The 25,075-nt window shown below is 29.8% G+C and carries 24 protein-coding genes and 1 tRNA gene; 12 read left to right on the top strand and 13 right to left on the bottom strand.

The features are described 5' to 3' along the window. Positions 1-49 precede the first annotated feature (49 nt). The gene (locus BM335_RS04020) at positions 50-751 is read right to left on the bottom strand and encodes a hypothetical protein (protein WP_090223460.1); all 702 of its coding nucleotides are present in this window, start codon (positions 749-751) and stop codon (positions 50-52) included. 14 nt (positions 752-765) lie between these two features. Then, entirely contained in the window at positions 766-1,098 is a 333-nt protein-coding gene (locus tag BM335_RS04015; RefSeq protein ID WP_090223459.1) for a PadR family transcriptional regulator, read from the bottom strand. Between the two features lie 147 nt (positions 1,099-1,245). Between BM335_RS04015 and BM335_RS04010 the strand changes: the two genes are divergently transcribed. Genes BM335_RS04010 through BM335_RS04000 form a run of 3 tightly spaced genes read left to right on the top strand, consistent with a single transcriptional unit; the run spans position 1,246 to position 3,245 of the window. Beyond that, positions 1,246-2,304 (top strand): ferredoxin--NADP reductase, encoded by a 1,059-nt coding sequence (locus BM335_RS04010; RefSeq protein ID WP_090223458.1) that lies wholly within the window; start codon positions 1,246-1,248, stop codon positions 2,302-2,304. Between the two features lie 37 nt (positions 2,305-2,341). Further along, positions 2,342-3,016 (top strand): LysE family translocator, encoded by a 675-nt coding sequence (locus BM335_RS04005; RefSeq protein ID WP_090223457.1) that lies wholly within the window; start codon positions 2,342-2,344, stop codon positions 3,014-3,016. Positions 3,017-3,035: 19 nt separating this feature from the next. Continuing rightward, the gene (locus tag BM335_RS04000) at positions 3,036-3,245 is read left to right on the top strand and encodes a YwbE family protein (protein ID WP_090223456.1); all 210 of its coding nucleotides are present in this window, start codon (positions 3,036-3,038) and stop codon (positions 3,243-3,245) included. A gap of 347 nt (positions 3,246-3,592) precedes the next feature. Here the strand turns inward: BM335_RS04000 and BM335_RS03995 are convergent, their stop codons facing one another. The 5 genes from BM335_RS03995 to folB form a co-directional block, all read right to left on the bottom strand. Continuing rightward, positions 3,593-5,428: a M1 family metallopeptidase gene (locus BM335_RS03995; protein ID WP_090223455.1), complete on the bottom strand. Its 1,836-nt coding sequence runs from the start codon at positions 5,426-5,428 to the stop codon at positions 3,593-3,595. Between the two features lie 95 nt (positions 5,429-5,523). After that, a complete protein-coding gene (locus tag BM335_RS03990) occupies positions 5,524-7,167 on the bottom strand; it encodes a S8 family peptidase (protein ID WP_090223454.1) in 1,644 nt (547 codons plus the stop codon). A gap of 15 nt (positions 7,168-7,182) precedes the next feature. Continuing rightward, positions 7,183-8,043 (bottom strand): MBL fold metallo-hydrolase, encoded by an 861-nt coding sequence (locus BM335_RS03985; protein WP_090223453.1) that lies wholly within the window; start codon positions 8,041-8,043, stop codon positions 7,183-7,185. A gap of 151 nt (positions 8,044-8,194) precedes the next feature. Then, a tRNA-Cys gene (locus BM335_RS03980) sits at positions 8,195-8,268 on the bottom strand. 97 nt (positions 8,269-8,365) lie between these two features. Next, on the bottom strand, positions 8,366-8,725 hold the full coding sequence (folB, locus tag BM335_RS03975) for a dihydroneopterin aldolase (protein WP_090223452.1): 360 nt from the start codon (positions 8,723-8,725) through the stop codon (positions 8,366-8,368). Positions 8,726-8,945: 220 nt separating this feature from the next. On the opposite strand from folB, the gene BM335_RS03970 reads away from it, so the two are divergent. After that, a complete protein-coding gene (locus tag BM335_RS03970) occupies positions 8,946-10,625 on the top strand; it encodes a glutamine--tRNA ligase/YqeY domain fusion protein (protein WP_090223451.1) in 1,680 nt (559 codons plus the stop codon). A 57-nt stretch (positions 10,626-10,682) separates the two neighbouring features. Here BM335_RS03970 and glmS read toward each other — a convergent pair whose 3' ends face one another. The 3 genes from glmS to BM335_RS03955 are packed head-to-tail and all read right to left on the bottom strand — an operon-like array spanning position 10,683 to position 14,906. Then, complete coding sequence (glmS, locus tag BM335_RS03965; RefSeq protein WP_090223450.1) at positions 10,683-12,533, bottom strand: glutamine--fructose-6-phosphate transaminase (isomerizing); 1,851 nt, start codon at positions 12,531-12,533, stop codon at positions 10,683-10,685. A gap of 4 nt (positions 12,534-12,537) precedes the next feature. Then, a complete protein-coding gene (locus BM335_RS03960) occupies positions 12,538-14,073 on the bottom strand; it encodes a DUF4270 domain-containing protein (RefSeq protein ID WP_090223449.1) in 1,536 nt (511 codons plus the stop codon). Between the two features lie 26 nt (positions 14,074-14,099). Continuing rightward, a complete protein-coding gene (locus BM335_RS03955; RefSeq protein WP_090223448.1) occupies positions 14,100-14,906 on the bottom strand; it encodes a glycogen/starch synthase in 807 nt (268 codons plus the stop codon). A gap of 108 nt (positions 14,907-15,014) precedes the next feature. Here BM335_RS03955 and panC point away from each other — a divergent pair, with 108 nt between their 5' ends. From panC to radA, 4 genes are read left to right on the top strand one after another with little or no spacing between them, the layout of a single operon-like run. Continuing rightward, complete coding sequence (panC, locus tag BM335_RS03950; RefSeq protein ID WP_090223447.1) at positions 15,015-15,854, top strand: pantoate--beta-alanine ligase; 840 nt, start codon at positions 15,015-15,017, stop codon at positions 15,852-15,854. Positions 15,855-15,892: 38 nt separating this feature from the next. After that, positions 15,893-16,243 (top strand): aspartate 1-decarboxylase, encoded by a 351-nt coding sequence (panD, locus tag BM335_RS03945; protein ID WP_090223446.1) that lies wholly within the window; start codon positions 15,893-15,895, stop codon positions 16,241-16,243. A 1-nt stretch (position 16,244) separates the two neighbouring features. Next, on the top strand, positions 16,245-17,219 hold the full coding sequence (locus BM335_RS03940) for a lysylphosphatidylglycerol synthase transmembrane domain-containing protein (RefSeq protein WP_090223445.1): 975 nt from the start codon (positions 16,245-16,247) through the stop codon (positions 17,217-17,219). A 45-nt stretch (positions 17,220-17,264) separates the two neighbouring features. Further along, complete coding sequence (gene radA, locus BM335_RS03935; protein ID WP_090223444.1) at positions 17,265-18,623, top strand: DNA repair protein RadA; 1,359 nt, start codon at positions 17,265-17,267, stop codon at positions 18,621-18,623. Between the two features lie 43 nt (positions 18,624-18,666). On the opposite strand, the gene BM335_RS03930 is transcribed toward radA, so the two are convergent. Further along, positions 18,667-19,413 carry a uroporphyrinogen-III synthase gene (locus BM335_RS03930; protein WP_090223443.1) on the bottom strand — a complete coding sequence of 249 codons (747 nt, stop codon included), beginning with the start codon at positions 19,411-19,413 and terminating at the stop codon, positions 18,667-18,669. A 17-nt stretch (positions 19,414-19,430) separates the two neighbouring features. Further along, positions 19,431-20,051, bottom strand: coding sequence for a DUF4271 domain-containing protein (locus tag BM335_RS15985; protein ID WP_394332775.1), 621 nt, complete (start codon positions 20,049-20,051; stop codon positions 19,431-19,433). Between the two features lie 107 nt (positions 20,052-20,158). Between BM335_RS15985 and BM335_RS03920 the strand changes: the two genes are divergently transcribed. From BM335_RS03920 to BM335_RS03910, 3 genes are read left to right on the top strand one after another with little or no spacing between them, the layout of a single operon-like run. After that, the gene (locus tag BM335_RS03920) at positions 20,159-20,878 is read left to right on the top strand and encodes a polyprenol monophosphomannose synthase (RefSeq protein WP_090223441.1); all 720 of its coding nucleotides are present in this window, start codon (positions 20,159-20,161) and stop codon (positions 20,876-20,878) included. Positions 20,879-20,888: 10 nt separating this feature from the next. Continuing rightward, the gene (locus BM335_RS03915) at positions 20,889-22,238 is read left to right on the top strand and encodes a dihydroorotase (protein WP_090223440.1); all 1,350 of its coding nucleotides are present in this window, start codon (positions 20,889-20,891) and stop codon (positions 22,236-22,238) included. Further along, positions 22,231-22,641, top strand: a complete 411-nt coding sequence (locus BM335_RS03910; protein ID WP_090223439.1) for a DUF4296 domain-containing protein — start codon at positions 22,231-22,233, stop codon at positions 22,639-22,641. Before BM335_RS03915 ends, BM335_RS03910 begins: the two co-directional genes overlap by 8 nt. 6 nt (positions 22,642-22,647) lie before the next feature. Here BM335_RS03910 and BM335_RS03905 read toward each other — a convergent pair whose 3' ends face one another. Further along, a complete protein-coding gene (locus BM335_RS03905) occupies positions 22,648-23,655 on the bottom strand; it encodes an NAD-dependent epimerase/dehydratase family protein (protein ID WP_090223438.1) in 1,008 nt (335 codons plus the stop codon). A 112-nt stretch (positions 23,656-23,767) separates the two neighbouring features. Between BM335_RS03905 and tyrS the strand changes: the two genes are divergently transcribed. Beyond that, positions 23,768-25,060, top strand: a complete 1,293-nt coding sequence (gene tyrS / locus BM335_RS03900; protein ID WP_090224039.1) for a tyrosine--tRNA ligase — start codon at positions 23,768-23,770, stop codon at positions 25,058-25,060. Positions 25,061-25,075 lie beyond the last annotated feature (15 nt).

Raw genomic sequence — 25,075 nt, 5'->3', positions numbered from 1 at the left:
GGTTTGGTTTATTGACTATGTTATATATGTGTTTGTTTAGTAGATTTTGTTACACTAGTTTATATTCTGGATAGTTTTTGGTTAGTAATTCTTCTGCTTTTTTTGGTAAAACTTCAATAACAACATAAAATCCAATTACTAAAAGAGTAAAAATGGCAGCGTAAAGTAAAGTGAACCAATTAGAATAAATCATATTTTCATCTAAATTAGAAAGATTAAAAATGTTTATTAAATTTATTGGTATCATAGTGAAGAAGCCCATTCCTGCACTAAAAATCATTTCTTCTAACATCCATTTTTTACCTGTTGATTTTATCCTTTTTTTAAAATTGTTTTTTAATTGAAATGCTTTTATTAATCCATAAACACACATTATCATTAATGAACTAAATAAAAAATATTCTCCAAATTTGCTTCTACAAGCAATGGTGAATAAAGTAAAAATAAATATGGTTAAAATAATTTTTGGCAATTGAAACCAATCTTTAGCAAAACTCCAGATTATTTTCCAATATTTTTTGCTTAATGCTTTTTGGCGTTCACCAACTATATCCATAAAACCAAAAACGCCAAATTTTTTAAATGAAATATTTCTGGCATCTTCAAAAGAAAGATTTGGTTGTGTTTTCCAAATTTGTTCAATATCATTTGCTAAATGATCTACCAACTCGGTTTGTACATCAAAATGTTCTACATAATGTTGCCGCGTAAAAATGTAGAGTTGTTGTATTTGTTCTAGAGTTAGTTTCATAGTAAAGCAATTTTTTAAGCCAATTTTGGATTTACAATTGTTTTCATAGTTGCAATAAACTCCTCTAATTCCGCCAATCTGTTTACCGTTTCTTTGGTGCCGTGTTCCGTAAGTTTGTAATATTTACGCAAACGGTTATCAACGGTAGTAACCTCAACGTCTAGCAATCTTTCGGCTTCCAATTTGTGCAATGCTGGGTACAATGCACCTTCGGTAATAGACAATTCTCCTTTGGTTAATTCCTTTACTTTTTGGGTAATTTCATAACCATACATTTTATCATTTTCTTCTAACAATTTTAGTATAATTGTTTGTAAAGATCCTTTGTATAATTTTTGATTTCCCATGATAATTGCATTATAAACTATAGGTTGCAGTTTAATTAGTAGGATAAATATATGCATAATTTTCTTATGTATAACTTTGTTAGGTATGTTTTTTAACAAAAAATTGTATTTAGATTCTTTACTTTTGTAGTCTTAAACTTTTTGAAAATGTCGAAATTTCACACACTAACTATTAAAGAAATTAAAAAAGAAACTAAAAATGCCGTATCTATTTTATTTGATATTCCTAACGATTTAAGGTCTGAATTTCAGTTTACAGCGGGACAATACATCAACATAAAAAAAGAAATTGCTGGGTTAGAGTTGCGCAGAGCGTATTCTATTTGTTCATCACCCAAAAGTGGTGACTTAAGAGTTGCAATAAAAGCGATAGATAACGGAACATTTTCTGTTTTTGCAACAACAATTTTAACAACAGGTACAAATTTAGAGGTTTCAAAACCAGAAGGAAAATTTGTTTTAGAAACAAATTCAACAAACAAAAAAAATTACCTAGCCATTGCTGCCGGAAGCGGAATTACACCAATTATGGCAATGATAAAAGCTGTTTTAACTGAAGAGTCAGCAAGTACTTTTACGTTAATTTATGGCAATAAAACAACTGCAGATACTATTTTTAAATCAGAAATAGATATTTTGCAAAAAGCGTATCCAACAAATTTTAATGTGCAATATGTTTATAGTCGAGAAAAAATTGAAGGTGCTTTATTTGGTAGAATTGATACTGGAAATATAAATTTTGTAGTTAAAAATAAATTTAAGGATATTAGTTTTGATAATGCTTTTTTATGCGGACCAGAACCAATGATTAATATTGCAAAAGAAACACTTATTGAAAATGGAATCAATGAAAACGCTATTCATTTTGAGTTATTTTCTTTGCCAATTTCTATTGAAGAAACTTCCAAAAATGAAATTTTTGATGGTGAGTGTGAAATTACTGTATTAGTTGATGATGAGGAAACTACCTTTACAATGGATGCTAAAACTACCATATTAACAGCGGCTTTAAAAGAAGGTTTAGACGCACCATATTCTTGCCAAGGAGGAATTTGCAGTAGCTGTTTAGCAAAAGTTACTGAAGGAAAAGCTGCCATGGATAAAAACACTATTTTATCTGAAGCAGAAATTAATGATGGATTTATTTTAACTTGTCAGGCGCACCCAACTACTTCAAAAATCATAGTAGATTACGATGATGTTTAATTAGAATGTAGTATTTTCACAGATTTAACACCAAAAAATGACTTTTAACGAAATTAAAGAAGCAGTATTTATCGGTTTTTTTTTAGCCTTTATGATTGGTCCTGTTTTTTTTATGCTTATCCAAACCAGTATTATTAAAGGCGCACGTGCCGCAATAATGTTTGATTTGGGTGTAATTTTAGGTGATATAGCTTTTATTTTAATTGCCTATTTTGGAAGTAAAAGTTTGTTAGAAGAAATTAAAGACGATCCAAGGCTCTTTTACATTGGTGGATTAATTTTATTGGTATACGGAATTATTACTTTTTTAGATAAAAGCCAGAAAGCTGCTATTCAAGATGAAACGTTGGTGCTCCCAGAAAAAACGAACTATTTTAAACTTTTTGCCAAAGGATTTTTGCTCAACTTTATAAATATTGGTGTTTTAGCTTTTTGGCTTGGAATGATTGTAGTTGTCGGATCAAATTTAGAAATGAATCCATCAAAAATATTTAATTATTTTACTGTTATATTAATCAGTTATTTTATTACAGATATTGGTAAAATAACGTTAGCCAAACAATTAAAAAGACATTTAACACCTAAAGTTACCTACAAAATTAAACGCGCAATGGGTATTTTACTAATGATTTTTGGTGTGGTTTTAATTTTAAAAGGATTTATTCCTAAAGAAAAATTAAATTTTAAAAGCGTTATTGAAAAGACTCAGTAAATAGCATTTAAAATATTCTATGGAAAATAAAAAACTGCAAGGAAGCCAACGAAAAAACATACAAATAGGTTCGGAAGTTGAAATTGTTCAAAAAAATCATCAGCGCACAGGCAAACTTACCGAAGGAATTGTGCAGCGTATTTTAACCAATTCTGTATCGCATCCACACGGCATAAAAGTCCAATTAAAAACTGGTGAAGTTGGTAGAGTAAAGTGGGTAATTCTATAGCTTAAAATAAGTTGCTTTAAAAAGTACTAATGAATATTGTAATTTTTAGAGAATTCTTCTAAAGACATTGGTTTTAGGCATTTTAACTCGTAATGTTTTAAGTATGTTTTATAATTTTTTAAAATCACACTCGAAAAATTTTCAGATTTGAAGTTATTTAATATTGAATTTGTGTTCATCATATAAAAGTTTGGGGTTCATAATCTTTTATGTAATTCTAATTTTAAGGACAAAAATCGAAATTAGAATAAAAAATTTAAAAATCCAAAAAAATAACCATTTGTTTTATAAAACAAACCTTTTGTTTGTTAAAAATAACCATTTATTATTTTGATATTGAGAATATTTTAAAGTTTTTCAAAAATATTATTACTTGTATCAATATCAGCCATAAAGCCTAAAGGGTCAATTTTAACCGATTTTATTTCTTTTGAAACATTAAAAGTATATGTTGAATATGCCCAAGCCCAATTTTTTAAAATCGTAGCTTTTGTAGGTTTTTCTCCCAACATCATGCGTAAAGGAATATAAAATGATTCTTTAGTTTCATCGGTATAAACGACTTTCAAATCAATTGGCATTGGCATTTTTCCAACTCTTGCTAAGGTGATAGTTTTGTCAACAACATTTGCCACAGCATAATCTATGGTATGATCGGTTTCAATCCATTCGTTTAAATACCAATCAAGTTGTATTCCAGATACTTTTTCAGCAACTCTTTTAAAATCGTTTGGTGTTGGGTGTTTAAATTTAAAATCGGAATAATATTTTTTAATTGTTTCCTTTACATTTTCTTCACCAATAATATAGTTTAGCTGACTTAAAAACATACTACCTTTTGTGTAACTTCCAATACTAAATGCAGCATTTGTATTAAATCTATCAGCATGCGTTGTAAGTGGCTCATCTAAATCATTTTTAACTGCATAAAAATATGCTGCATAATTTCTTCCTCTAGGAATATTATCAATACCTCTCATAATTTTATTAGAAGCTAATGAAGAAATGTAAGATGTAAATCCTTCATCCATCCAAGAGTGTTTACTTTCGTTTGTTGCTAAAATATGTTGAAACCAAGAATGTGCAAATTCATGAAAAACGGTTCCTCTAATACTATTTAAGGTTTCACCACCTGAAATAAAAGTGCACATAGCGTATTCCATTCCGCCATCTCCAGCTTGTATTACAGAGTATTGCTTGTAAGGATAATTTCCAATATTCTCATTAAAATAATTCAACGCTTTTTCGGTATAAGGTTGTACTTCTTTCCAGGCTTGTTTATACTTTTCATCATTTTTATATAAAAAATGAAGTTCTGTGCCAAATTTGGTTTTTAAAATATCATGTGTATAATTTGGATCTGCAGCCCAACTAAAATCATGAACCATGGGTGCAATAAAATGCCAACTTAAAGTATTTCCTTTTTTTATTTGAAGTTTTTTTGATGGGTTTTCATAACCGTGCCCAATTTCTTGTGGATTTTGAAGATATCCAGTACCGCCAACTGTATAGTTTTTGTCGATAGTTAAAGTAACATCAAAATTTCCCCAAACGCCATGAAATTCACGTGCAATATATGGATTGGCATGCCAACCTTCAAAATCATATTCAGCCATTTTTGGATACCATTGCGCCATAGAAATAGCTACATTATCTTCATTATTTCTTCCGGCTCGTCTAATATGAACAGGTAATTGCCCTTCAAAAACCATATCAAAAACTACAGTTTCTCCAGGTTTTATAGCATTGTTTAAACTAACTTTTAAAATGGTTCCTTCTACTAAATAGCTAACGTTTTCTCCATTTTGTTTTAGTGAAATTACATTTAGATAGCCAGTTTCATGAGGTTTTAATTTTGAAATTCTGCTTTCATATTTAGGGTTTAATTTTGTTCCAATATTGGTTACCATTCTTTCATCAGGATCTGGAACAGTGTGCAAGCGTGCGTCCATTTCACTACCAGGTTGAAAAGCGTTGTAGAATAAATGATAAAATACGTTATCTAACTGATCAGGAGAGTTATTAGTGTATTCTAATTTTTGAGTTCCTTTATATTGAAATGTTTTTACATCAAAATCAACATCCATTTTATAATTAACATGTTGTTGCCAATAAGTATAATTATTTTGTGAAAAAAGTGTAATTGTAAAAATATAAAATAGTAGAAATAGGGATTTTTTCATTGTAAAAATTATTAACAGCGCAATATAGCTATAACTATATAAAACAAAAAAGCACACTCTTTTGAAGTGTGCTTTTTTAACAGAAAATTATAATATTATTTACCGTTTACCATTCTATCAGCTAAAACTAAAGCATTGTAAGCGTTTGCTACTTTTCCAGAAATTGATAATTCTGAAAAATTTGCTTTTTTACCTTTTTCGCCTGGCACTAATACGTCCATATCTATTTTAGTTCCAGAATTCATAATAATATGTTTTACTTGGCTTGCAGATAATTGAGGATAGTAAGATCTTACCAAAGCAGCAACACCAGCAACTTCAGGAGATGCCATTGATGTTCCGTTGTATTTTGCATATTCATTTTTAGGAACTGTAGAATAAATTTGTACTCCAGGAGCAAAAACATCTACATTTGTTTTTCCGTAGTTTGAGAAAGGCGCTGGTAAATTCTCATCGTAATTTAAACTCATAGCGCCAACTGTTAATACATTATCAGCATATTCTACAACTTTGTCTTCAGAATCATTTGGCCAGTTAGGTTTCACATCAATATCTTTATTGTCGTTACCTGCAGCATGCACAAGTAATACGTCGTGTTCTTCAGCATATTTAATAGCATCAAAAACCCATTCTTTATTAGGAGAATAATTTTTACCAAAGCTCATATTAATAACTTTTGCACCGTTATCAACAGCATAACGAATTGCTAAAGCAACATCTTTATCACGCTCATCACCATCTGGCACAGCTCTAACTGACATTAATTTTGCATTTGTTGCAACACCATTCATTCCAACTCCATTGTTTCTTGTTGCTAAAATAATTCCTGAAACGTGTGTTCCATGAGATTCTTCATCTTTTGAACCAATTACATTTCCATTACCATAAACATTGTCGTTTATATCTTCAGGGTTATCTCCAACAATTGCTCTTCCGTCAAAATCAAAATCGTAGTTTTTGTTTTTCTTTTGAGTTTCGTAGTATTGGTAAAATTCTTCTTCATTTAAACCTCTTCCAAATAAAGTTATTAATCCTTGTACTTGCCCTTTTAAAGTTTCATCTTCAGTTTCAATGGCTTTTAAATCTTCTAAAGTAAGTGTACTTTTTTTAGTGTGTTTTTTTACAGCGTTAATTGTTTCTTCTATTTGAGCTAAACGTTCTAATGTTGTAAAATATCTAGATCCTGAAGCTTCGTATGCTTTTACGTATTCTTGATATTTTTCAAAATCAGCTTTATCTTCTGGGCTAATTTCATCAATTGTTTTTCCTTTAAAACGAGGGTTCATTTTGGCAAGAATACGAGTTATTTCAAGTTGTTCTGGAGCTGCAACTCCATTTCCACCTAAAAAATTCCATCCGTGAATATCATCAATAAATCCGTTTTTATCATCGTCAATTCCATTTCCTGCAATTTCTTTTGTGTTGGTCCAAAGAACGTCTTTTAAATCTTCATGTTCAATGTCAATGCCAGAGTCAATAACTCCAACTATTACGGTTGTCCCTTTTTTTCCTTCTAAAAATTTATAAGCTTTATCTAAGCTCATTCCTGGTATTGTGTCTGTAGCTAAATCTGCATGAGCCCAATGTTTAGATTGCTCTTCAGTTACTGTTCCCTTTTTGGCTGATGTTATATTTACAGCTGTATCCATAGTTGGAACTGCCATATTTTTAACAGAACCACAACTTGTTAACGTTAGTGTAGCTACTGCTACCAAATACGTGTATTTAAAAATTCTCATTGTGTTATTTATTAGTTAATTAAAAACTTCTTTAAATTTATATGTTTCGTTTAATCGTACTCCTTTTTCGGTATGTTTTAGTGTACACAATTCGTTAGTTGCATCGTGTTCTAAAAACAATAAAAAATTATTATCAGCTGCGTTGTTTAAAAATTTAGCTTTTTCGTCCATTGTTAACAATGGTCTTGTATCATAACCCATAACATATGGTAACGGAATGTGTCCAACTGTTGGTAGTAAATCAGCCATAAAAACGATGGTTTTATTTTTATACTGAATATGTGGAATCATTTGTTTTTCGGTATGACCATCTGCAAATAAAATATCAAAACCAAGTTGGGTGTTTTGTGCAAAATCTCCTGTAGGAATGTTTACAAAATTTAATTGCCCACTAGCTTCAATTGGGTTGATATTTTCCTTTAAAAAAGATGCTTTTTCTCTCACATTTGGATTAACAGCCCATTGCCAATGGTTTTTGTTGCTCCAAAATTTTGCATTTTTAAAGGCTGGTTCGTAACCAGTTTTATCTTTATTCCACTGAATTGCGCCTCCGCAATGGTCAAAATGTAAATGTGTTAAAAAAACATCAGTAATATCATCTCTATGAAATCCAAGTTTTGCTAAGGATCCATCTAATGAGAAATTTCCAAAAAAGTAATAGTAACCAAAAAATTTATCAGATTGTTTGTTTCCTGTTCCTGTATCAATTAATATAAGTCTATTTCCGTCTTCAATAAGCATACAGCGCATGCTCATATCAATTAAATTATTAGCGTCAGCTGGGTTTGTGCGTTGCCAAATAGTTTTAGGAACTACACCAAACATGGCGCCTCCATCTAATTTAAAGTTACCAGTTTCAATAGGGTAAATTGTCATAGGCATTATATAAATTTAAACAAAATAGCTAAAAACATTCAGTACTATATCGTTTTCAGCTAGGTTTTTGTTTTTACAAAGATACATTTTTTTAAATCTATCTATATGTTAAAGAAATCAAAAAAACCTAAGCGTTAACTTAGGTTTTTTTTGGAGGCATCGAGCGGATTCGAACCGCTGTAGGAGCTTTTGCAGAGCCCAGCCTAGCCACTCGGCCACGACGCCTTAATTGGATTGCAAATTTAACCAATTTTAATAAGTTGGCAAGTATTTTTTTTATTATTGTTGAGTACTCTTGATTTTTAACGGTTTAGCAATTAAATTAATCTCGATTTTTACACATTTCAATGGTGACCATTTCAACATTTCCCCCAATTGGTGGATTTAATTTTGAGACGGCTACTATAGCTTGTTTAACAATCGGTATTTCTACTAAAATTCTATCTAAAATGCGTTTAGCAACTTCTTCTAATAATTTTGATCGGATAGCCATTTCTTGTTTTACAATTTTATTTAAATGTACATAATCTACTGTATCTTCAAGGTTATCAGTAACGGCGCTTTTAGATAAATCAGCTTTAACTTTTAAATCTACTCGGTAATCTGATCCAATTTTACCTTCTTCAATTAAACAGCCATGATATGCGTAAACGCGTATATTTTTAACTTTTATGGTTCCCATTTTAAAAATTTTACACAAAGATAACTTGTTTTTACTAAATGATTTGTTTTTTGTGTTAGTGGTTGAGCACTTTATTTGAGCTTTTTCTGCTCGAAAAAAACAAATAGTAAAAACCTAACTTGTAATAGAACACCCTAATTTATGTTTACAAAGAGGTCTGTGTTTATTTTTGTTGAATTGCGGAAAAAAATCAATATTTTTGTAGCTTATTATTGAAATTATGAATGAAGAAAAAAAATCGCTGAATTTTTTAGAGCAAATTATTGAAGAAGATTTAGCCAATGGTTTACCTAAAGAAAAATTACGTTTTAGATTTCCGCCAGAACCAAACGGATATTTACATATTGGGCATGCTGCATCAATTTGCTTGAATTTTGGTTTGGGTTTAAGATACAATGCGCCAGTTAATTTGCGTTTTGATGATACAAACCCAGCAAAAGAAGAACAAGAATATGTAGATTCTATACAGCACGATGTACAGTGGCTTGGTTTTAACTGGGATAAAGTGTTGTATTCCTCAGATTATTTTCAGCAATTATATGATTGGGCAATTGAGTTTATTAAAACAGGAAAGGCATATGTAGACAATCAAACTTCTGAACAAATGGCGGCTCAAAAAGGTACGCCAACAGAACCTGGAACGGATAGTCCAAATAGAAATAGAACTATTGAAGAAAACATGGAGCTGTTTTTAAAAATGAGAAACGGTGAATTTGAAGAAGGCTCTCATGTATTGCGTGCAAAAATTGATATGAAACATACCAATATGCATATGCGAGACCCAATTATGTATAGAATTCTAAAAAGACATCATCATAGAACTGGTGATAAATGGTGTATTTACCCAATGTACGATTGGACACATGGTGAAAGTGATTATATTGAACAAATATCGCATTCCATTTGTACTTTAGAGTTTAAAAGTCATAGAGATTTATACGATTGGTATTTAGATCAAGTAGTTGATGCAGATAAATTACGACCAAAACAACGTGAATTTGCGCGTAGAAATTTGAGTTATACAGTAATGAGTAAGCGTAAATTACTGCAATTGGTTGAAGAAAAAATTGTTACTGGTTGGGATGATCCAAGAATGCCAACAATTTCTGGATTACGTAGAAGAGGTTATTCACCAGAATCTATCAGAAATTTTAGTGAAATTGCTGGAATAGCAAAGCGTGATAACGTTACTGATGTTGCTTTGTTAGAATATTGCATTAAAGATCATTTAAACAAAACAGCACCAAGAGTTATGGCTGTTTTAAATCCAGTTAAACTAGTTATTACAAATTATCCTGAAGGAAAAGAGGAATTTTTAGATGCCAGTTATAACGATTATGAAGATGGTTTTGGTAGTAGAGCAATCCCTTTTTCTCGTGAAATTTATATTGAACAAGAAGATTTTAAGGAAGATGCTAACAAAAAATTCTTCCGCCTTTCTTTAGGAAGAGAGGTACGTTTAAAAAATGCATACATTATTAAAGGAGAGTCAGTTGTAAAAGATGCTGATGGTAATGTTACTGAAATTCATTGTACGTATGATGAAGATTCTTTAAGTGGAAGTGGAACAGAAGCTAGTAAACGAAAAGTAAAAGGTACGTTGCATTGGGTTTCTATAAAACATGCCATAAAAGCCGAAGTTAGAGTGTACGATCGTTTATTTACTGATGAAGCTCCTGATAGTTATAAAGACAAAGATTTTAAAGAATTTTTAAATCCAGATTCATTAAAAATCATTGAAGCATTTGTTGAACCTAGTTTAAAAACAGCAAAGGTTTTAGATAGGTTCCAATTTCAACGTTTAGGTTATTTTTGTGTAGATAAAGATAGTACTGCTGAAAAATTAGTTTTTAATAGAACTGTACCACTAAGAGATAGTTGGGCAAAAATGGGAGAATAAAAAATAAAAAAAGAGGCAATTTAAAGCCTCCTTTTTTATTTTTATAAGATAAATTATTTATTCAACAGTAACTGATTTTGCTAAATTCCGAGGTTGATCTACGTTGCAACCTCTCATTACAGCAATATGATACGAAAGTAGTTGTAATGGAATTGTAGATAATAAAGGTGTAAAAGGTTCTACTGTTTCTGGAATTTCAATTACGTGATCAGCAATTTCTTTAACAATAGTATCACCTTTAGTAACTATTGCAATTAACTTTCCATTTCTTGATTTAATTTCTTGAATATTACTGACAACTTTATCATAATGTCCTTTTTTTGTAGCGATTACTACAACAGGCATATGTTCGTCAATTAGTGCTATTGGACCGTGTTTCATTTCAGCAGCAGGGTAACCTTCGGCATGGATATAGGAAATCTCTTTTAATTTTAAAGCGCCTTCTAATGCCACAGGAAAATTATAACCTCTTCCTAAATATAAGCAGTTTGTTGCATCTTTATAAATTGCTGCAATTTTTTCAATTTCAGAATTTATTTTTAATAACTCTTCTACTTTTGAAGGTATTAAGGTCATTTCTTGTAAAAATGTATTAAATCTTGAATTTGAAATTTCTCCTTTTAAGTTTCCTAATTTTAGTGCCATTAACGCCAACACAGTTATTTGGGTTGTAAAAGCTTTTGTAGAAGCAACGCCAATTTCAGGTCCAGCATGTGTATAAGCTCCAGTATCTGTTTCTCTTGCAATAGACGATCCTACTACATTACAAACACCAAAAACAAAGGCTCCTTGAGATTTTGCTAATTTAATAGCTGCTAAAGTATCGGCAGTTTCACCAGATTGCGAAATAGCGATTACTACATCATTTTTATTAATTATAGGGTTTCTATATCTAAATTCAGAAGCATATTCTACTTCAACAGGAATTCTTGCTAAATCTTCAAATAAATATTCTGCTACTAAACCTGCGTGCCATGAAGTACCGCAAGCAACAATAATAATTCTATTTGCATTTAAAAATTTACCAATATTATTATCCACACTACCCATTTTAATAATGCCTTTACTTGCTAAAAGTCGCCCTCTATAAGTATCTTGAATGGCATGTGGTTGTTCGTGAATTTCTTTTAACATAAAATGTTTAAATCCACCTTTTTCAATTTGTTCTAAATTAAGTTTAAGTTCTTGAATATGAGGTTCAACAAAAGAATCATCTTTAATTTTTCTAATTCTTATTTCTTTTCCTAATTTAATAATTGCTAATTCTTCATCATCTAAATAAATAGCATCTTTTGTGTACTCAATAAAAGGAGAAGCATCTGATGCAACAAAAAATTCTTCATTATTTTCTCCAATTCCAATTGCTATTGGACTTCCAAGTCTTGCTACAATAATTTCAGTTGGTTCATTTACATCAAAAACAGCAATTGCATAGGCTCCAACAGCAGTTGAAAGTGCCATTTGCACTGCTTTTCCTAATTTGCAATTGTTTTTAATTTTTACTTCTTCAATTAAGTTTACAAGTACTTCGGTATCAGTATCACTTTTAAAAGTGTAACCTCTGGCGATTAATTCTTTTTTAATAGTATCGTAATTTTCTATAATACCATTGTGTACAATGGCAATATTTCCTGAATTTGAAAAATGAGGATGGGAATTTTCATCATTTGGAATTCCGTGTGTTGCCCAACGTGTGTGTCCTAAACCAAGATTTCCATGAACATCGTTTTTTTCGGCAATTTTTCTTAATGATGATACTTTTCCTTTGGTTTTGTAAAGCTTTACATTTTTCTCGTCTGCTAATACAATACCAGCGCTATCATAACCTCTGTATTCTAACCTTTGCAATCCGTTCATTACAATAGGATATGCTTCTCGATGTCCTAAATAACCTGTTATGCCACACATAAATTTATTTATTTAATTCAGTATAAGAAATTTCTAATTTTACTCTTTTTTCGGCTGCACTTGCGTTGTGGTTGTATAGTACAACTCCTTTAGGAGTCCAACTTACTTCTCTAACTATTAAGTCAGAAACACTAACAGGAGCATCTGTTGGATTGTTATAAACTTTAATACCTAATTTAACTAAATCTAGCGGTTCATCAGATTTTAATAGTTCAGAAATATAGTCTGTAATTTTAAATACATATTTATAAGGTTTACCATCATCATCATATTCAAGATAGCCACCAACTACACTTGTTCCTTCTGTAATCATGTCTGTAATTTGGCTATTTTCTTGGTAGTTATAAATCATTAATTGTTCTGGTGCAATATCGCTTGATGCGTTTTGGTCTACATAAAAAGTAAGGTTGGCATCATTTATTAGCCAATTTTTGTTTTGTAATTCGCTTAAGTTTTGTCCAACAAATAAATCTATTGTAGCTAATGAACCCGCTGCACCTTGAACATACAATCTGTCAGCACCACTTTGTTTAGAGTTGGTATAAGATCTATCAAAATAATTTGCTTTAAGGTTTCCAAATAAAAATGCATAATTGTGGCTTGTTCTAACCCCAGTTTCTCCTTTTGTGCCATTTCCGTCTAAATCTTGGTCGGCAGTTTCGTCAACAGTTTTAGAATAATAAATAGTCATTTTAGCATTTGTCATGCTTAGTGATACTAAATGTGCATTATCATTTGTAGATGTCTCTGCTTCAATATATAATCCTCTAAAATAATGTGTAAAATTATCTATAGAACTAAATTCTGTATTGGCTGCATTATCTACAAATATTTGTTTAATTAATGCTTTATTAAGTGGAATTTTAATTGTAGGTTTTGAGTCTGTTTCTTTAATGGTGTCAGTTTTTACAACAGTTGTACCATCAAAATCGTATCTTTTTATATATGCAACTGTATCATTGGGATTTACTTTAAAATCACCTGAATATAAAGGTATATCTCCTTTTTGAAATACTTTGTCTGAATAATATACGGCCGTTTTACTAGGATCATTAGGATCTAATGTGTTTAAAAAGGTTTTTAATTCATAAACACTTAATTTAAAACTGGTTTCTTTATTTCCAAAAACTGAATCTATAGAAAATTTTGGTTTTCCATCGCTATAATCATCTTCTACGGTTGTTTGGTATGGAATATTTATTAAAACGGAATCAATTGTAGTGTTTGTGCCGTAACCATTAGCATAAGTTTCTCCGGTTGTTGGTAATATTAATTGTGTTGCAATAGATGCTTTTAATGTTCCAAATTCATTATCAGAATAAACACCTAACAAGTATTGAGAATTGCCATTTGTAGGAACTCTGTCAATATTAACATTTTCAGAAGTTACTTCTGTTACAAATACATCTTTGTTAAAAACATTATTATCAATAAGGTTTACTCCAATGCTTTCAATTTCTTTTTCACAAGAAATGATACTTAAAACAAAAAGGGCTAAAAGCCCAAAATTTTTAAATTTTTGTACAACTTTTGTTGTCATATATAAAATGCTGTTTTTGTTATAATTTATAATACCTCTGTTAAATAAAAATTTGTGTAGGCACTATCAAATTCGTCTGCTGAAAAGTATTCTAAGACTGGGTTTTTATAATTTTTTAAATAATCTGTTAATTCAGTTGCTAACTCTGGACTTGCTTTAATAACTGCATCAGAGTTTTCAATTGCATTAATTAAAATATTTGTATGATTAGGTTTTGTAAGCGATTCTACTTTTGAATCACTAATATTATCAAACTTAACTTTATTAGCAAATTCATTATTTAACGAACCTTCAAAACCATTATTATATAATGAAGTAATTATTTTACTATTAGCAAATAAAGCATCATCTTTATAATATTCTTTAATATACAAAGGTAAAAGTGATGCCATCCAACCATGTACATGAATTACATCTGGTGACCAGTTTAATTTTTTAACAGTTTCTACAACTCCTTTGGCAAAAAATATAGCTCTTTCATCATTGTCATCAAACAATTTATCTTCTTCATCTGTAAAAAGTGCTTTACGTTTAAAATACTCGTCATTATCAATAAAATAAACTTGCATTCTTTCTTTTGGAATTGAAGCAACTTTAATAATTAATGGCATATCCATATCATTAATTACTAAATTCATTCCAGATAAGCGGATAACTTCATGTAATTGATGCCTTCTTTCATTAATTAAACCATAGCGTGGCATAAAAATTCTTGTTTGCCCGCCTTTGTCGTGAATCATTTTAGCTGCTTCAAATGAACTTGTTGAAAGCTCATTTTCAGGTAAATAGGGTACAACTTCTGAAGAAACAATCAATACTCTCTTATCTCTCATAATCAAACTCTTTATTTTAAAGATTATGCAAAATTACGAAAATTTATGTAGATTTTGACTTGAAAAATGTAAGTTTGCACGCTTTTAACGTTTATTAACAAATACCTTATGTTAGTTTTTGCTAAAATAAAATCGATTCAACAAAAAATAAAATCGTTACCCAAAGGAACTAGTATTGGTTTTGTGCCTACAATGGGAGCGTTACATCAAGGTCATATTTCTTTAGTTGAAAAGGCAAAAAAAGAAAATGATATTGTTGTAGTGAGTATTTTTGTAAATCCAACTCAATTTGATAGAGAAGAAGATTTGGTCAATTATCCTAAAACTATAGATAGTGATTTATCTCTTTTAAAAGCTGTTTTTTGCGATTTGGTTTTTACACCTACTGCCGAAGAAATTTATGCAAACAATATTCAATCTGCCAATTTTAATTTTGATGGTTTAGAGCATCAAATGGAAGGCAAGTTCAGGCAAGGACATTTTGATGGTGTTGGAACCATAGTTAAAAGATTGTTTGAAATTGTAACACCTACAAAAGCTTATTTTGGCGAAAAAGATTATCAACAATTACAAATTATCAGAAAAATGGTTCATAAAAGCCAACTATCTGTAAAAATAATTCCTTGCGATATTTTTAGAGAAACTGATGGTTTAGCTATGAGTTCTAGAAATACAAGGCTGACAAATGAACATAGAAATGTAGCACCGTTTATTTATAAAACATTAAAACAAGCTAAAATTAAATTTGGCACAGAAAATGCTTTAGAAGTAATTAAATGGGTAGAAAATGAATTTAAAAAGGAACCACTTTTAGAATTAGAATATTTTGAAATTGCAGATGAAGAAACGCTTTTACCAATAAAAACTAAAAATGAAAAGCAAAAATATAGAGCTTTTATAGCTGTTTTTGCTGGAAATATTAGACTTATCGATAATATAAGTCTATAAAAACTAACATATTAACACAAAATTATTAATTTTGCACCATGCAAATACAAGTAGTAAAATCAAAAATTCATAGAGTAAAGGTTACTGGAGCCGATTTGCAGTATATTGGCAGTATAACCATTGATGAGGATTTAATGGATGCGTCAAACATTATTCAAGGAGAAAAAGTACAGATTGTTAATATTAACAATGGGGAACGACTTGAAACATACGCAATTCCTGGTCCTAGAAAAAGTGGAGAAATTACTCTAAATGGTCCAGCTGCTAGAAAAGTAGCTAAAGGAGATATTGTTATTATTATTTCATACGGAGTTATGGATTTTGAAGAAGCAAAATCGTTTAAGCCAACCCTTATTTTTCCTAATGAAAATGATAATTCATTAACGTAGTTTGAAAGTAAATTTTAAAAAAATAATTTTTTTGATACTCCCAATACTCTTGGGAGTATTTTTAATTTGGTACTCTTGGTCTCAGCTTACTTCTAATGATATTCTTTCTATTAAAAACTCTTTTAAAACAGCTAATTACTGGTGGGTTGTTTTATCATTAGTTTGCGGCGTTTTAAGCCATGTTTCTAGAGCATATAGGTGGCAATTTTTATTAGAACCACTAGGTTACAAACCAAAACTGGCCAATAGTGTTATGACTGTTTTAATGGCGTATTTATTAAACTTATTTGTACCAAGATCTGGTGAGTTTGCCAGAGCAGCAAGTATAAAAAAATACGAAAACATTCCTTTTGAAAAAGCTTTTGGAACTATTGTTGCTGAAAGAGTTACAGATGTAATTATGTTACTTATTATAATGGGAATTGCATTTTATTTGCAAACCGATTTATTAAGTAGTTATATTTTTAAAGATGATGGGCAAAGTAGTTTTTACTCAAAAATTATCATTTTTGTGGTGTTACCAATCATTGGATTTGCAACGTTTAAATCTCTTCAAAAATCATCAAACCCCATAATTCATAAATTAATAGAATTTATTAATGGGTTGTTAGATGGTGTAAAAAGCATTTTTTCAATGAAAAAAAAGTGGAAATTTCTTTTTCATACACTTTTTATTTGGGCAATGTATTTACTAATGTTTTATGTAGTAACTTTTGCATTGCCAGAAACAACTAATTTACCCTTTGGCGCTATAATTGTTGGTTTTGTGGTGGGTGGTTTAAGTATGGCTTTAACCAATGGAGGTTTAGGATCTTACCCAATTTTTGTTGCAAGTGCGCTTATTTTATATAAAGTTGATGAAAATCCTGCGCGTGCTTTTGGTTGGATAATGTGGACCGCACAAACCATTATGGTTATTTTATTTGGTGGTCTTTCATTTTTACTAATTCCAATTTATAATAAGTATAAGAAGTAATTCTTCTTTTCTTACTATATTTACTTTTTTCAATAAAAATTTAAAATGGCTAAAGCAAAAACAACTTTTTTTTGTCAAAACTGTGGTACTCAATATGCAAAATGGCTTGGGCAATGTAATTCTTGTCACGAGTGGAATACCATTGTTGAAGAAGTAATTCAAAAAGAAGAAAAAAGAAATTGGAAGCAAACTTCAACCGTAAGAAAAATAAATAAAGCGTTAAAAATAAACGAAATTCCATTTGATAAAGAAGATAGAATTTCAACCTTAAATAATGAATTAAACCGAGTTTTAGGAGGTGGGTTGGTAAAAGGATCTATGACACTTTTAGGTGGCGAACCAGGTATTGGGAAATCTACTTTATTACTACAAATTGCTTTAGGAATACCAAAAAGAGTGTTATATGTTTCTGGTGAAGAAAGTCAATCTCAAATTAAAATGCGCGCAGAACGACTTAAAAGCAACAATACTAATTGCCTAATTTTAACAGAAACAAATACTCAAAATATTTTTAGAGCCATTGAAGTAGTGCAGCCTGAAGTTGTGGTAATTGATTCCATTCAAACATTACATACCGAATATATTGAAGCTTCACCAGGTTCCATTTCACAAATTAGAGAAACTACGGCTGAATTTATAAAATTCGCCAAAGAAACAGCTACTCCGGTATTGTTAATTGGGCATATCACTAAAGATGGCACAATTGCTGGTCCAAAAATTTTAGAGCATATGGTAGATGTGGTTTTGCAATTTGAAGGCGATAGAAATCATACCTACAGAATATTAAGAGCTAATAAAAACAGATTTGGTTCAACTGCTGAGTTAGGAATTTACGAAATGCAAAATTCAGGCTTACGTGAAGTTGAAAATCCTTCTGAAATATTAATTTCACAAAAAGAAGGCAATTTAAGCGGTACTGCAATTGCTGCAACCTTAGAAGGAATGCGACCATTAATGATTGAAGTTCAGGCATTGGTTAGTACAGCTGTTTATGGAACTCCACAACGATCAGCAACAGGGTACGATACTAAAAGATTAAACATGTTATTAGCTGTGTTGGAAAAACGTGCTGGATTTAGATTGGGCGCAAAAGATGTGTTTTTAAACATTGCCGGTGGTATAAAAGTAGATGATCCTGCAATTGATTTGGCGGTAATTTCAGCAATTTTATCTTCAAATGAAGATGATGCCATTCCGCAAGATTATTGTTTTGCTGCCGAAATTGGTTTGGCTGGTGAAATTAGACCTGTAAATAGAGTAGAACAACGTATTTTAGAAGCCGAAAAATTAGGATTTCATAAAATATTTATTTCAAAATTTAATAAAATTAGCAAATCTTTTACATCTATTAAAATAGTTAAAGTGGCAAAGGTTGATGATATTTATGCAAACTTATTTACATAAAAAAAACCGAGTTTAACTCGGTTTTTTTAAAATATTTTAAATCTTATTTTTTATTAACTTCAGTAATGTATTTTTCCAAAGCCATTGTCATTGATGGCGTTTCAGGTGTTGGAGCTGGAATATTAATTTTTAAACCAGCATCAGTAGCAGCTTTAATTGTTGAATCACCAAAGGCAGCTATACGTGTATTGTTTTGTTGAAAATTTGGAAAATTTTTAAATAACGAGTCAATTCCTGAAGGAGAAAAGAATACTAAAACATCATAAAATACATCAGTTAAATCAGAAAGATCACTCATTACAGTTCTGTAAAAAATACCTCTATCCCATTTTACGCCTAAATCATTTAATGTTTCAGGAACAATATCTTTTAATTTATCTGATGATGGTAAAAGAAATTTTTCATCTTTATACTTTTTTATAATTTTTGCTAAATCACCAAATGTTTTTTCACCAACATAAATTTTACGTTTTCTATATACTACGTATTTTTGAAGGTAATATGCAACAGCTTCTGATTCGCAGAAATATTTCATATCATCAGGTACTGTAAATCTCATTTCTTCGGCAATTCTAAAAAAATGATCAACAGCATTTCTACTTGTTAAAATAATTGCAGTATAGTTTTTTAAATCAATTTTCTGTGCTCTTACCTCTTTAGCTTGAACACCTTCAACATGAATAAAAGGTCTAAAGTCAATTTTAACTTTTTGTTTTTCTATTAAATCGGAATAAGGTGAGTTTTCGGCTTTTGGAGCTGGTTGAGAAACCAAAATTGTTTTCACTTTCATAAACTTCAATTTTGTCTTTAATTGGTTAGTTTTAAAATAATCACAAAAGGTGCTATTTCAAGTGCGCAAAGGTACAAAATAAAATAAAATATGTTATTAAAAATTAGGTTTTTATTATTGTATAAAAGTAAGCCATAACGTATTGCTAATAAAAGTAGTGAAAGAAAGAATAAAATATTAAAAAAAAACGTGTTAAAACTATGCGTGTATGTGTAAATAATTAAAAATGGCAACACCCATAAAATTAGGTTATTGAAATAACTTATTTTTTCATAGACTATTTTGTTGTAAATTTTTCCGAAGTTTAAAGTTTCAGCAATAAAAGCACCAATTAAGTAATGAAATAAAAAGTAAATTACAACACCGCCTAATAATATACTATAACCTTTTAAGCCATTTATATTTTCATAAATTTTAAAAAAAACATTTATATGATATGCTATTAATGAAATTACCAATATTTTAATTAAAAAAAAGATAACTTGAAAAAGATTGAAAACAACACTTTTTTCTTTATTATAATAAATTAATAAAAATCTTTTTTGAAGAAACAGAGTACTGGTATGTAAAATTCTGTCGTTAAAAAACAACTTATTAAGTGTTAAAAGAAATAAAATAATTAAAAAAACGAAAGCCATCCAATCGTTATTTTGTGAAATTATTTTTGTTGCTTCAAACATTAACTTAGTTATTAAAACACAAAATTAGCAATAAATTGTTTTATCTTTGCGCATAATTTTGCTATATGTCAAAAACACTTGTAATAATACCAACATACAACGAAAAAGAAAATATTGAAGCTATTGTAAGAGCCGTTTTCTCTCAAGAAAATAATTTTGACATTTTAATTGTTGATGATAGTTCACCAGACGGAACTGCTGAAATTGTAAAACAACTACAATCAGAATTTTTAAATTTATTTTTAGAAGTAAGAAAAGAAAAGAATGGTTTAGGAACTGCCTATATTCATGGTTTTAAGTGGGCATTAGTTAATGGGTACGATTATATTATGGAAATGGATGCGGATTTTTCGCACAATCCATCAGATTTAATAAAATTAAACAATGCTTGCAAAGTTGATGGAGCAGATTATGCTATTGGGTCAAGATACGTAAATAATAAAATTAACGTTGTACAATGGGATTTTAAGCGATTATTTTTATCATATTTTGCTTCAAAATACGTTAGAATAATTACAGGGATCCCTATTTATGATACAACTGCAGGATTTGTTTGTTATCATAAAAAAGTATTAGAAAGTATTGATTTAGATAAAATTGAATTTGTAGGGTACGCTTTTCAAATTGAAATGAAATTTAACGCTTGGAAAAAAGGATTTAAACATAAAGAAGTTTCAATCATTTTTACTGACCGCAAAAGAGGAACATCAAAAATGAGCTCATCAATAATTTCAGAAGCTATTTTTGGTGTAATTAAAATGAAATTAAAAGGATTGCAATCATAAAGAAAAAAATATGAGTTTAACACTTATTAAAAATGCTCAAATTGTTAATGAGGGAAAAATATTTGAAGGTGATGTATTAATTGATGGTGAATATATTGTTGATATTGATGCATCTATAAGTTTAAAATCTTCAAATACCACTGTAATTGATGCTGAAGGAAAATATTTATTTCCTGGAGTTATTGATGATCAAGTTCATTTTCGCGAACCAGGATTAACTCACAAAGCTACTATAGAATCTGAAAGTAAAGCTGCTGTTGCAGGTGGGATTACTTCTTTTATTGAGATGCCAAATACAGTTCCGCAAGCTACAACACAAGCTTTATTAGAAGAAAAATTTGAAATTGCATCAAATTCATCGTATGCAAATTATTCGTTTATGTTTGGAGGAACTAATGATAATTTAGAAGAATTATTAAAAACCGACCCAGAAAATGTTGCAGGAATAAAATTATTTTTAGGCTCATCAACAGGTAATATGTTGGTAGATAATGAAGAAGTTCTTGAGAAAATATTTTCTTCAACAAAAATGTTAATTGCTGTACATTGTGAAGATGAAGCCACTATAAAAAAGAATTTAGAAACCTATTTAAAAGAATATGGTGAGGAAATTCCTATTGAATTACATCCTAAAATAAGAAGTGAAGAAGCTTGTTATTTATCTTCTTCAAAAGCTATAAAACTAGCTAAAAAAACAGGGGCTCGTTTACACGTTTTTCATTTATCAACAGAAAAAGAAACGCATTTATTTTCCAATAAAACACCGTTAGCTAAAAAACAAATTACGGCTGAAGTTTGCGTACATCATTTATGGTTTGATGAGGAAGATTATAAAACAAAAGGAACGCTAATTAAGTGGAATCCAGCAGTAAAAACCCAAAAAGATAAAGAAGGACTTTGGAAAGCATTGCTTGAAGATAAAATTGATGTAATTGCAACAGACCATGCGCCACATACACTTGAAGAAAAACAACAAAGCTATACAAAAGCGCCAAGCGGAGGTCCTTTAGTGCAACATGCATTGCCAGCTATGTTAAAAGCATATAAACAAGGGCTTATTTCTATTGAAAAAATTGTAGAAAAAATGTGTCACAACCCAGCTATAATTTTTAATATTGAAAAAAGAGGATTTGTAAAAAAAGGATATTATGCCGATTTAGTTTTGGTTGATATAGCATCACCTTGGACAGTAAATAAATCTAACATTTTATACAAATGTAGTTGGTCACCATTTGAAGGAGATACTTTTTATTCAAAAATTACACATACATTTGTAAATGGACATTTAGTATACAAAAATGGTATAATTAATGATACTTTTAAAGGACAACGTTTGAAGTTTAACAGAAAAAATGAATAGATTTTTAAGCATATTATTTTTAAGCATTATTTTAATTAATTGTACCAGTAATACAATTATTAAAAAACCAGACCATTTAATTCCGGAAAATCAAATGGTAGATTTATTAACAGATTTGTTATTGGCTTCTGGAGCTGAAAATGTTAAAAATTTACAACTTAAAAGAAAAGTAAATTATTACCCATTAGTTTTTGAAAAATACAATATTGATAGCACTCGATTTAAAGAAAGTAATTACTATTATTCTACAAAAGTTGATGAATATGACCAAATTATTAGAAAAGTTGAAACTCGTTTAAATGAAATGTTACATAAATACGAAAAGGAGAAAAGAGTACAAGATTCTATTAAAAATTATAAAAGAACAATAGACGAAAATGAAGGTGATGCTTTTGTAAAATAATCACACCTAATTTACTTTTTTATATAATTCACTTACATATTTTATTGTATTTGAAACAGTTTCAAAATTATAATGTAGCATGTTTTTCACTTTTTCTGAAGCATAAAAGTGCTTATTATGAATTGATTTAGCAGATTGTTTGGTTAATAATGGAGGTTTGTTAGTTATAAAAGCTTTTATCCATTCTAATCTCCAACCAATTTCACTTAATAATTTTGTTACTTTAATAGAAGGCGCTTTTTTGTTTAAATTTTTTGCAATTTCATTAAAAACAGTTTTAAAACTAATATTTTCAGCAACTAAAATAAAACGTTCGTTTTTAATAGTACTTTTCATGAGTTGTATCATAATTTTTACAACATCCCTAACATCAACAAAACCAGTAATTCCTTCAGAGTAAAAAGGCATTCCGTTATTAATTTTAGAAAACATAGCTCCAGATCCGGTTTTCCAAAAACCAGCACCTAAAATAACACCCGGATTTACAACTACAACATCTACATTTTCTTGTGAAGCTCTCCAAACTTCCATTTCAGCACCGTATTTTGTAATAGCGTACCCATAATTATTTTTTTCAATATTCCATTCGTTTTCTTCAGTAATAATTTTTTTATTTACTGCTTTTTCAATGGTTGCAATGGAACTTACAAAGCACAATTTTTTAATAGAATTAGCAATACAAAAGTTTACAATATTTGAAGTTCCTTCAATATTAATTTTACGCATTTCCTTATAATCAGCAGGATTAAAAGAAACTAAAGCAGCACAATGGTAAACTTCTGTAATGTTTTCAAAAGCAATTTCTAATTGACAAATATCTGTTATGTCAGCTTTAACCCAATTAATTTTTGCAAACAATTTTTCAAAATCTTTAGTATAATAACTAAAAACATTTTTTACGGCTAATAAATCACTATTTTTTCTGTGAATAGCCTTAATTATATCATTTTCTAACGAAAGATGATACAATAAATGTGCGCCAACTAAACCTGTTCCTCCAGTAACTAATATCATAAAACGAAAATAGGAAAAATGTTGGTTTATATGGTAAATTAAACTCACAAAAAACTACTTGTTTAAATAGTTAACTAGAAGTAAAATTTTATCTTTGCCTAAATTAAAAATTTTGATAATGAATTTTGTTGAAGAACTACGTTGGAGAGGCATGTTACACGATATAATGCCCGAAACTGAAGAATACTTATTAAAAAATAAAACTACAGGCTATATTGGCTTTGACCCAACTGCCGATTCATTACATATTGGAAGTTTAGTGCCAATTATTATTTTAATGCACTTTCAAAAAGCTGGGCACAATCCAATTGCTTTGGTTGGTGGCGCAACAGGTATGGTTGGTGATCCTTCGGGAAAATCAGATGAGCGTAATTTGTTAGATGAAGAAACGTTAAACAAAAATGTTGCGGGAGTTAAAGGTCAGTTAGCACGTTTTTTAAATTTTGATAGCAAATCTGATAATGCAGCTGAATTGGTAAACAACTACGATTGGATGAAAGATATTTCATTAATTGATTTTGTGCGTGATGTAGGAAAGCATATCACTGTAAACTATATGATGGCTAAAGATTCTGTTAAAAAACGTTTAGATGCCGATTCGCAATCTGGAATGAGTTTTACAGAATTTACCTACCAATTATTTCAAGGATACGATTTTTACCATTTATTTAAAGAAAAAAACTGTGTGCTTCAAATGGGAGGTTCAGACCAATGGGGAAATATTACCACGGGAACTGAATTAGTAAGAAGAAAAGCACAAGGAAAAGCATACGCATTAACATGTAAATTAATTACCAAAGCCGACGGAACTAAATTTGGAAAAACAGCTGGTGGAAATGTTTGGTTAGATGCTAATAGAACATCACCTTATAAATTTTACCAATATTGGTTAAATTCTTCGGATGAAGATGCAGAAAGCTACATTAAAATATTTACGTTTTTAGATAAAGAAATCATTGAGGCTTTAATTGCAGAACACAAGCAAGCACCACATTTACGTATTCTTCAAAAGAAAATTGGTGAAGAAGTGACTAAAATGACGCACGGTGAAGAGGCTTATGAAAATGCTATAAAAGCATCAAATATTTTATTTGGAAATTCAACTGCTGATGATTTAAAAAGTTTAAATGAACAAACATTTTTAGATGTTTTTGATGGAGTTCCTCAAGCCGAAATTGAGCGTTCAGTTATTGAAAATGGATTAGAAATTGTTCCTGCTTTTGCCGAAACAGGATTTTTAAAATCTAACGGAGAAGTAAGAAGAGCTTTAAATGAAAATTCAATTTCAGTAAATAAAGAAAAAGTTAAAGAAGATTTTGTAATTACCACTTCCGATTTAATTGCTGATAAATTTGTGTTATTACAACGCGGTAAAAAGAGTTATTTTTTATTGAAAGTTGTATAAATTTTAAATAAAATT

It is taken from the genome of Lutibacter maritimus (genome assembly GCF_900116115.1).
GTDB lineage: Bacteria > Bacteroidota > Bacteroidia > Flavobacteriales > Flavobacteriaceae > Lutibacter > Lutibacter maritimus.
The sequence above is the reverse complement of the archived record's forward strand: the minus strand, read 5'-3'. Positions and strand labels throughout refer to the sequence as shown.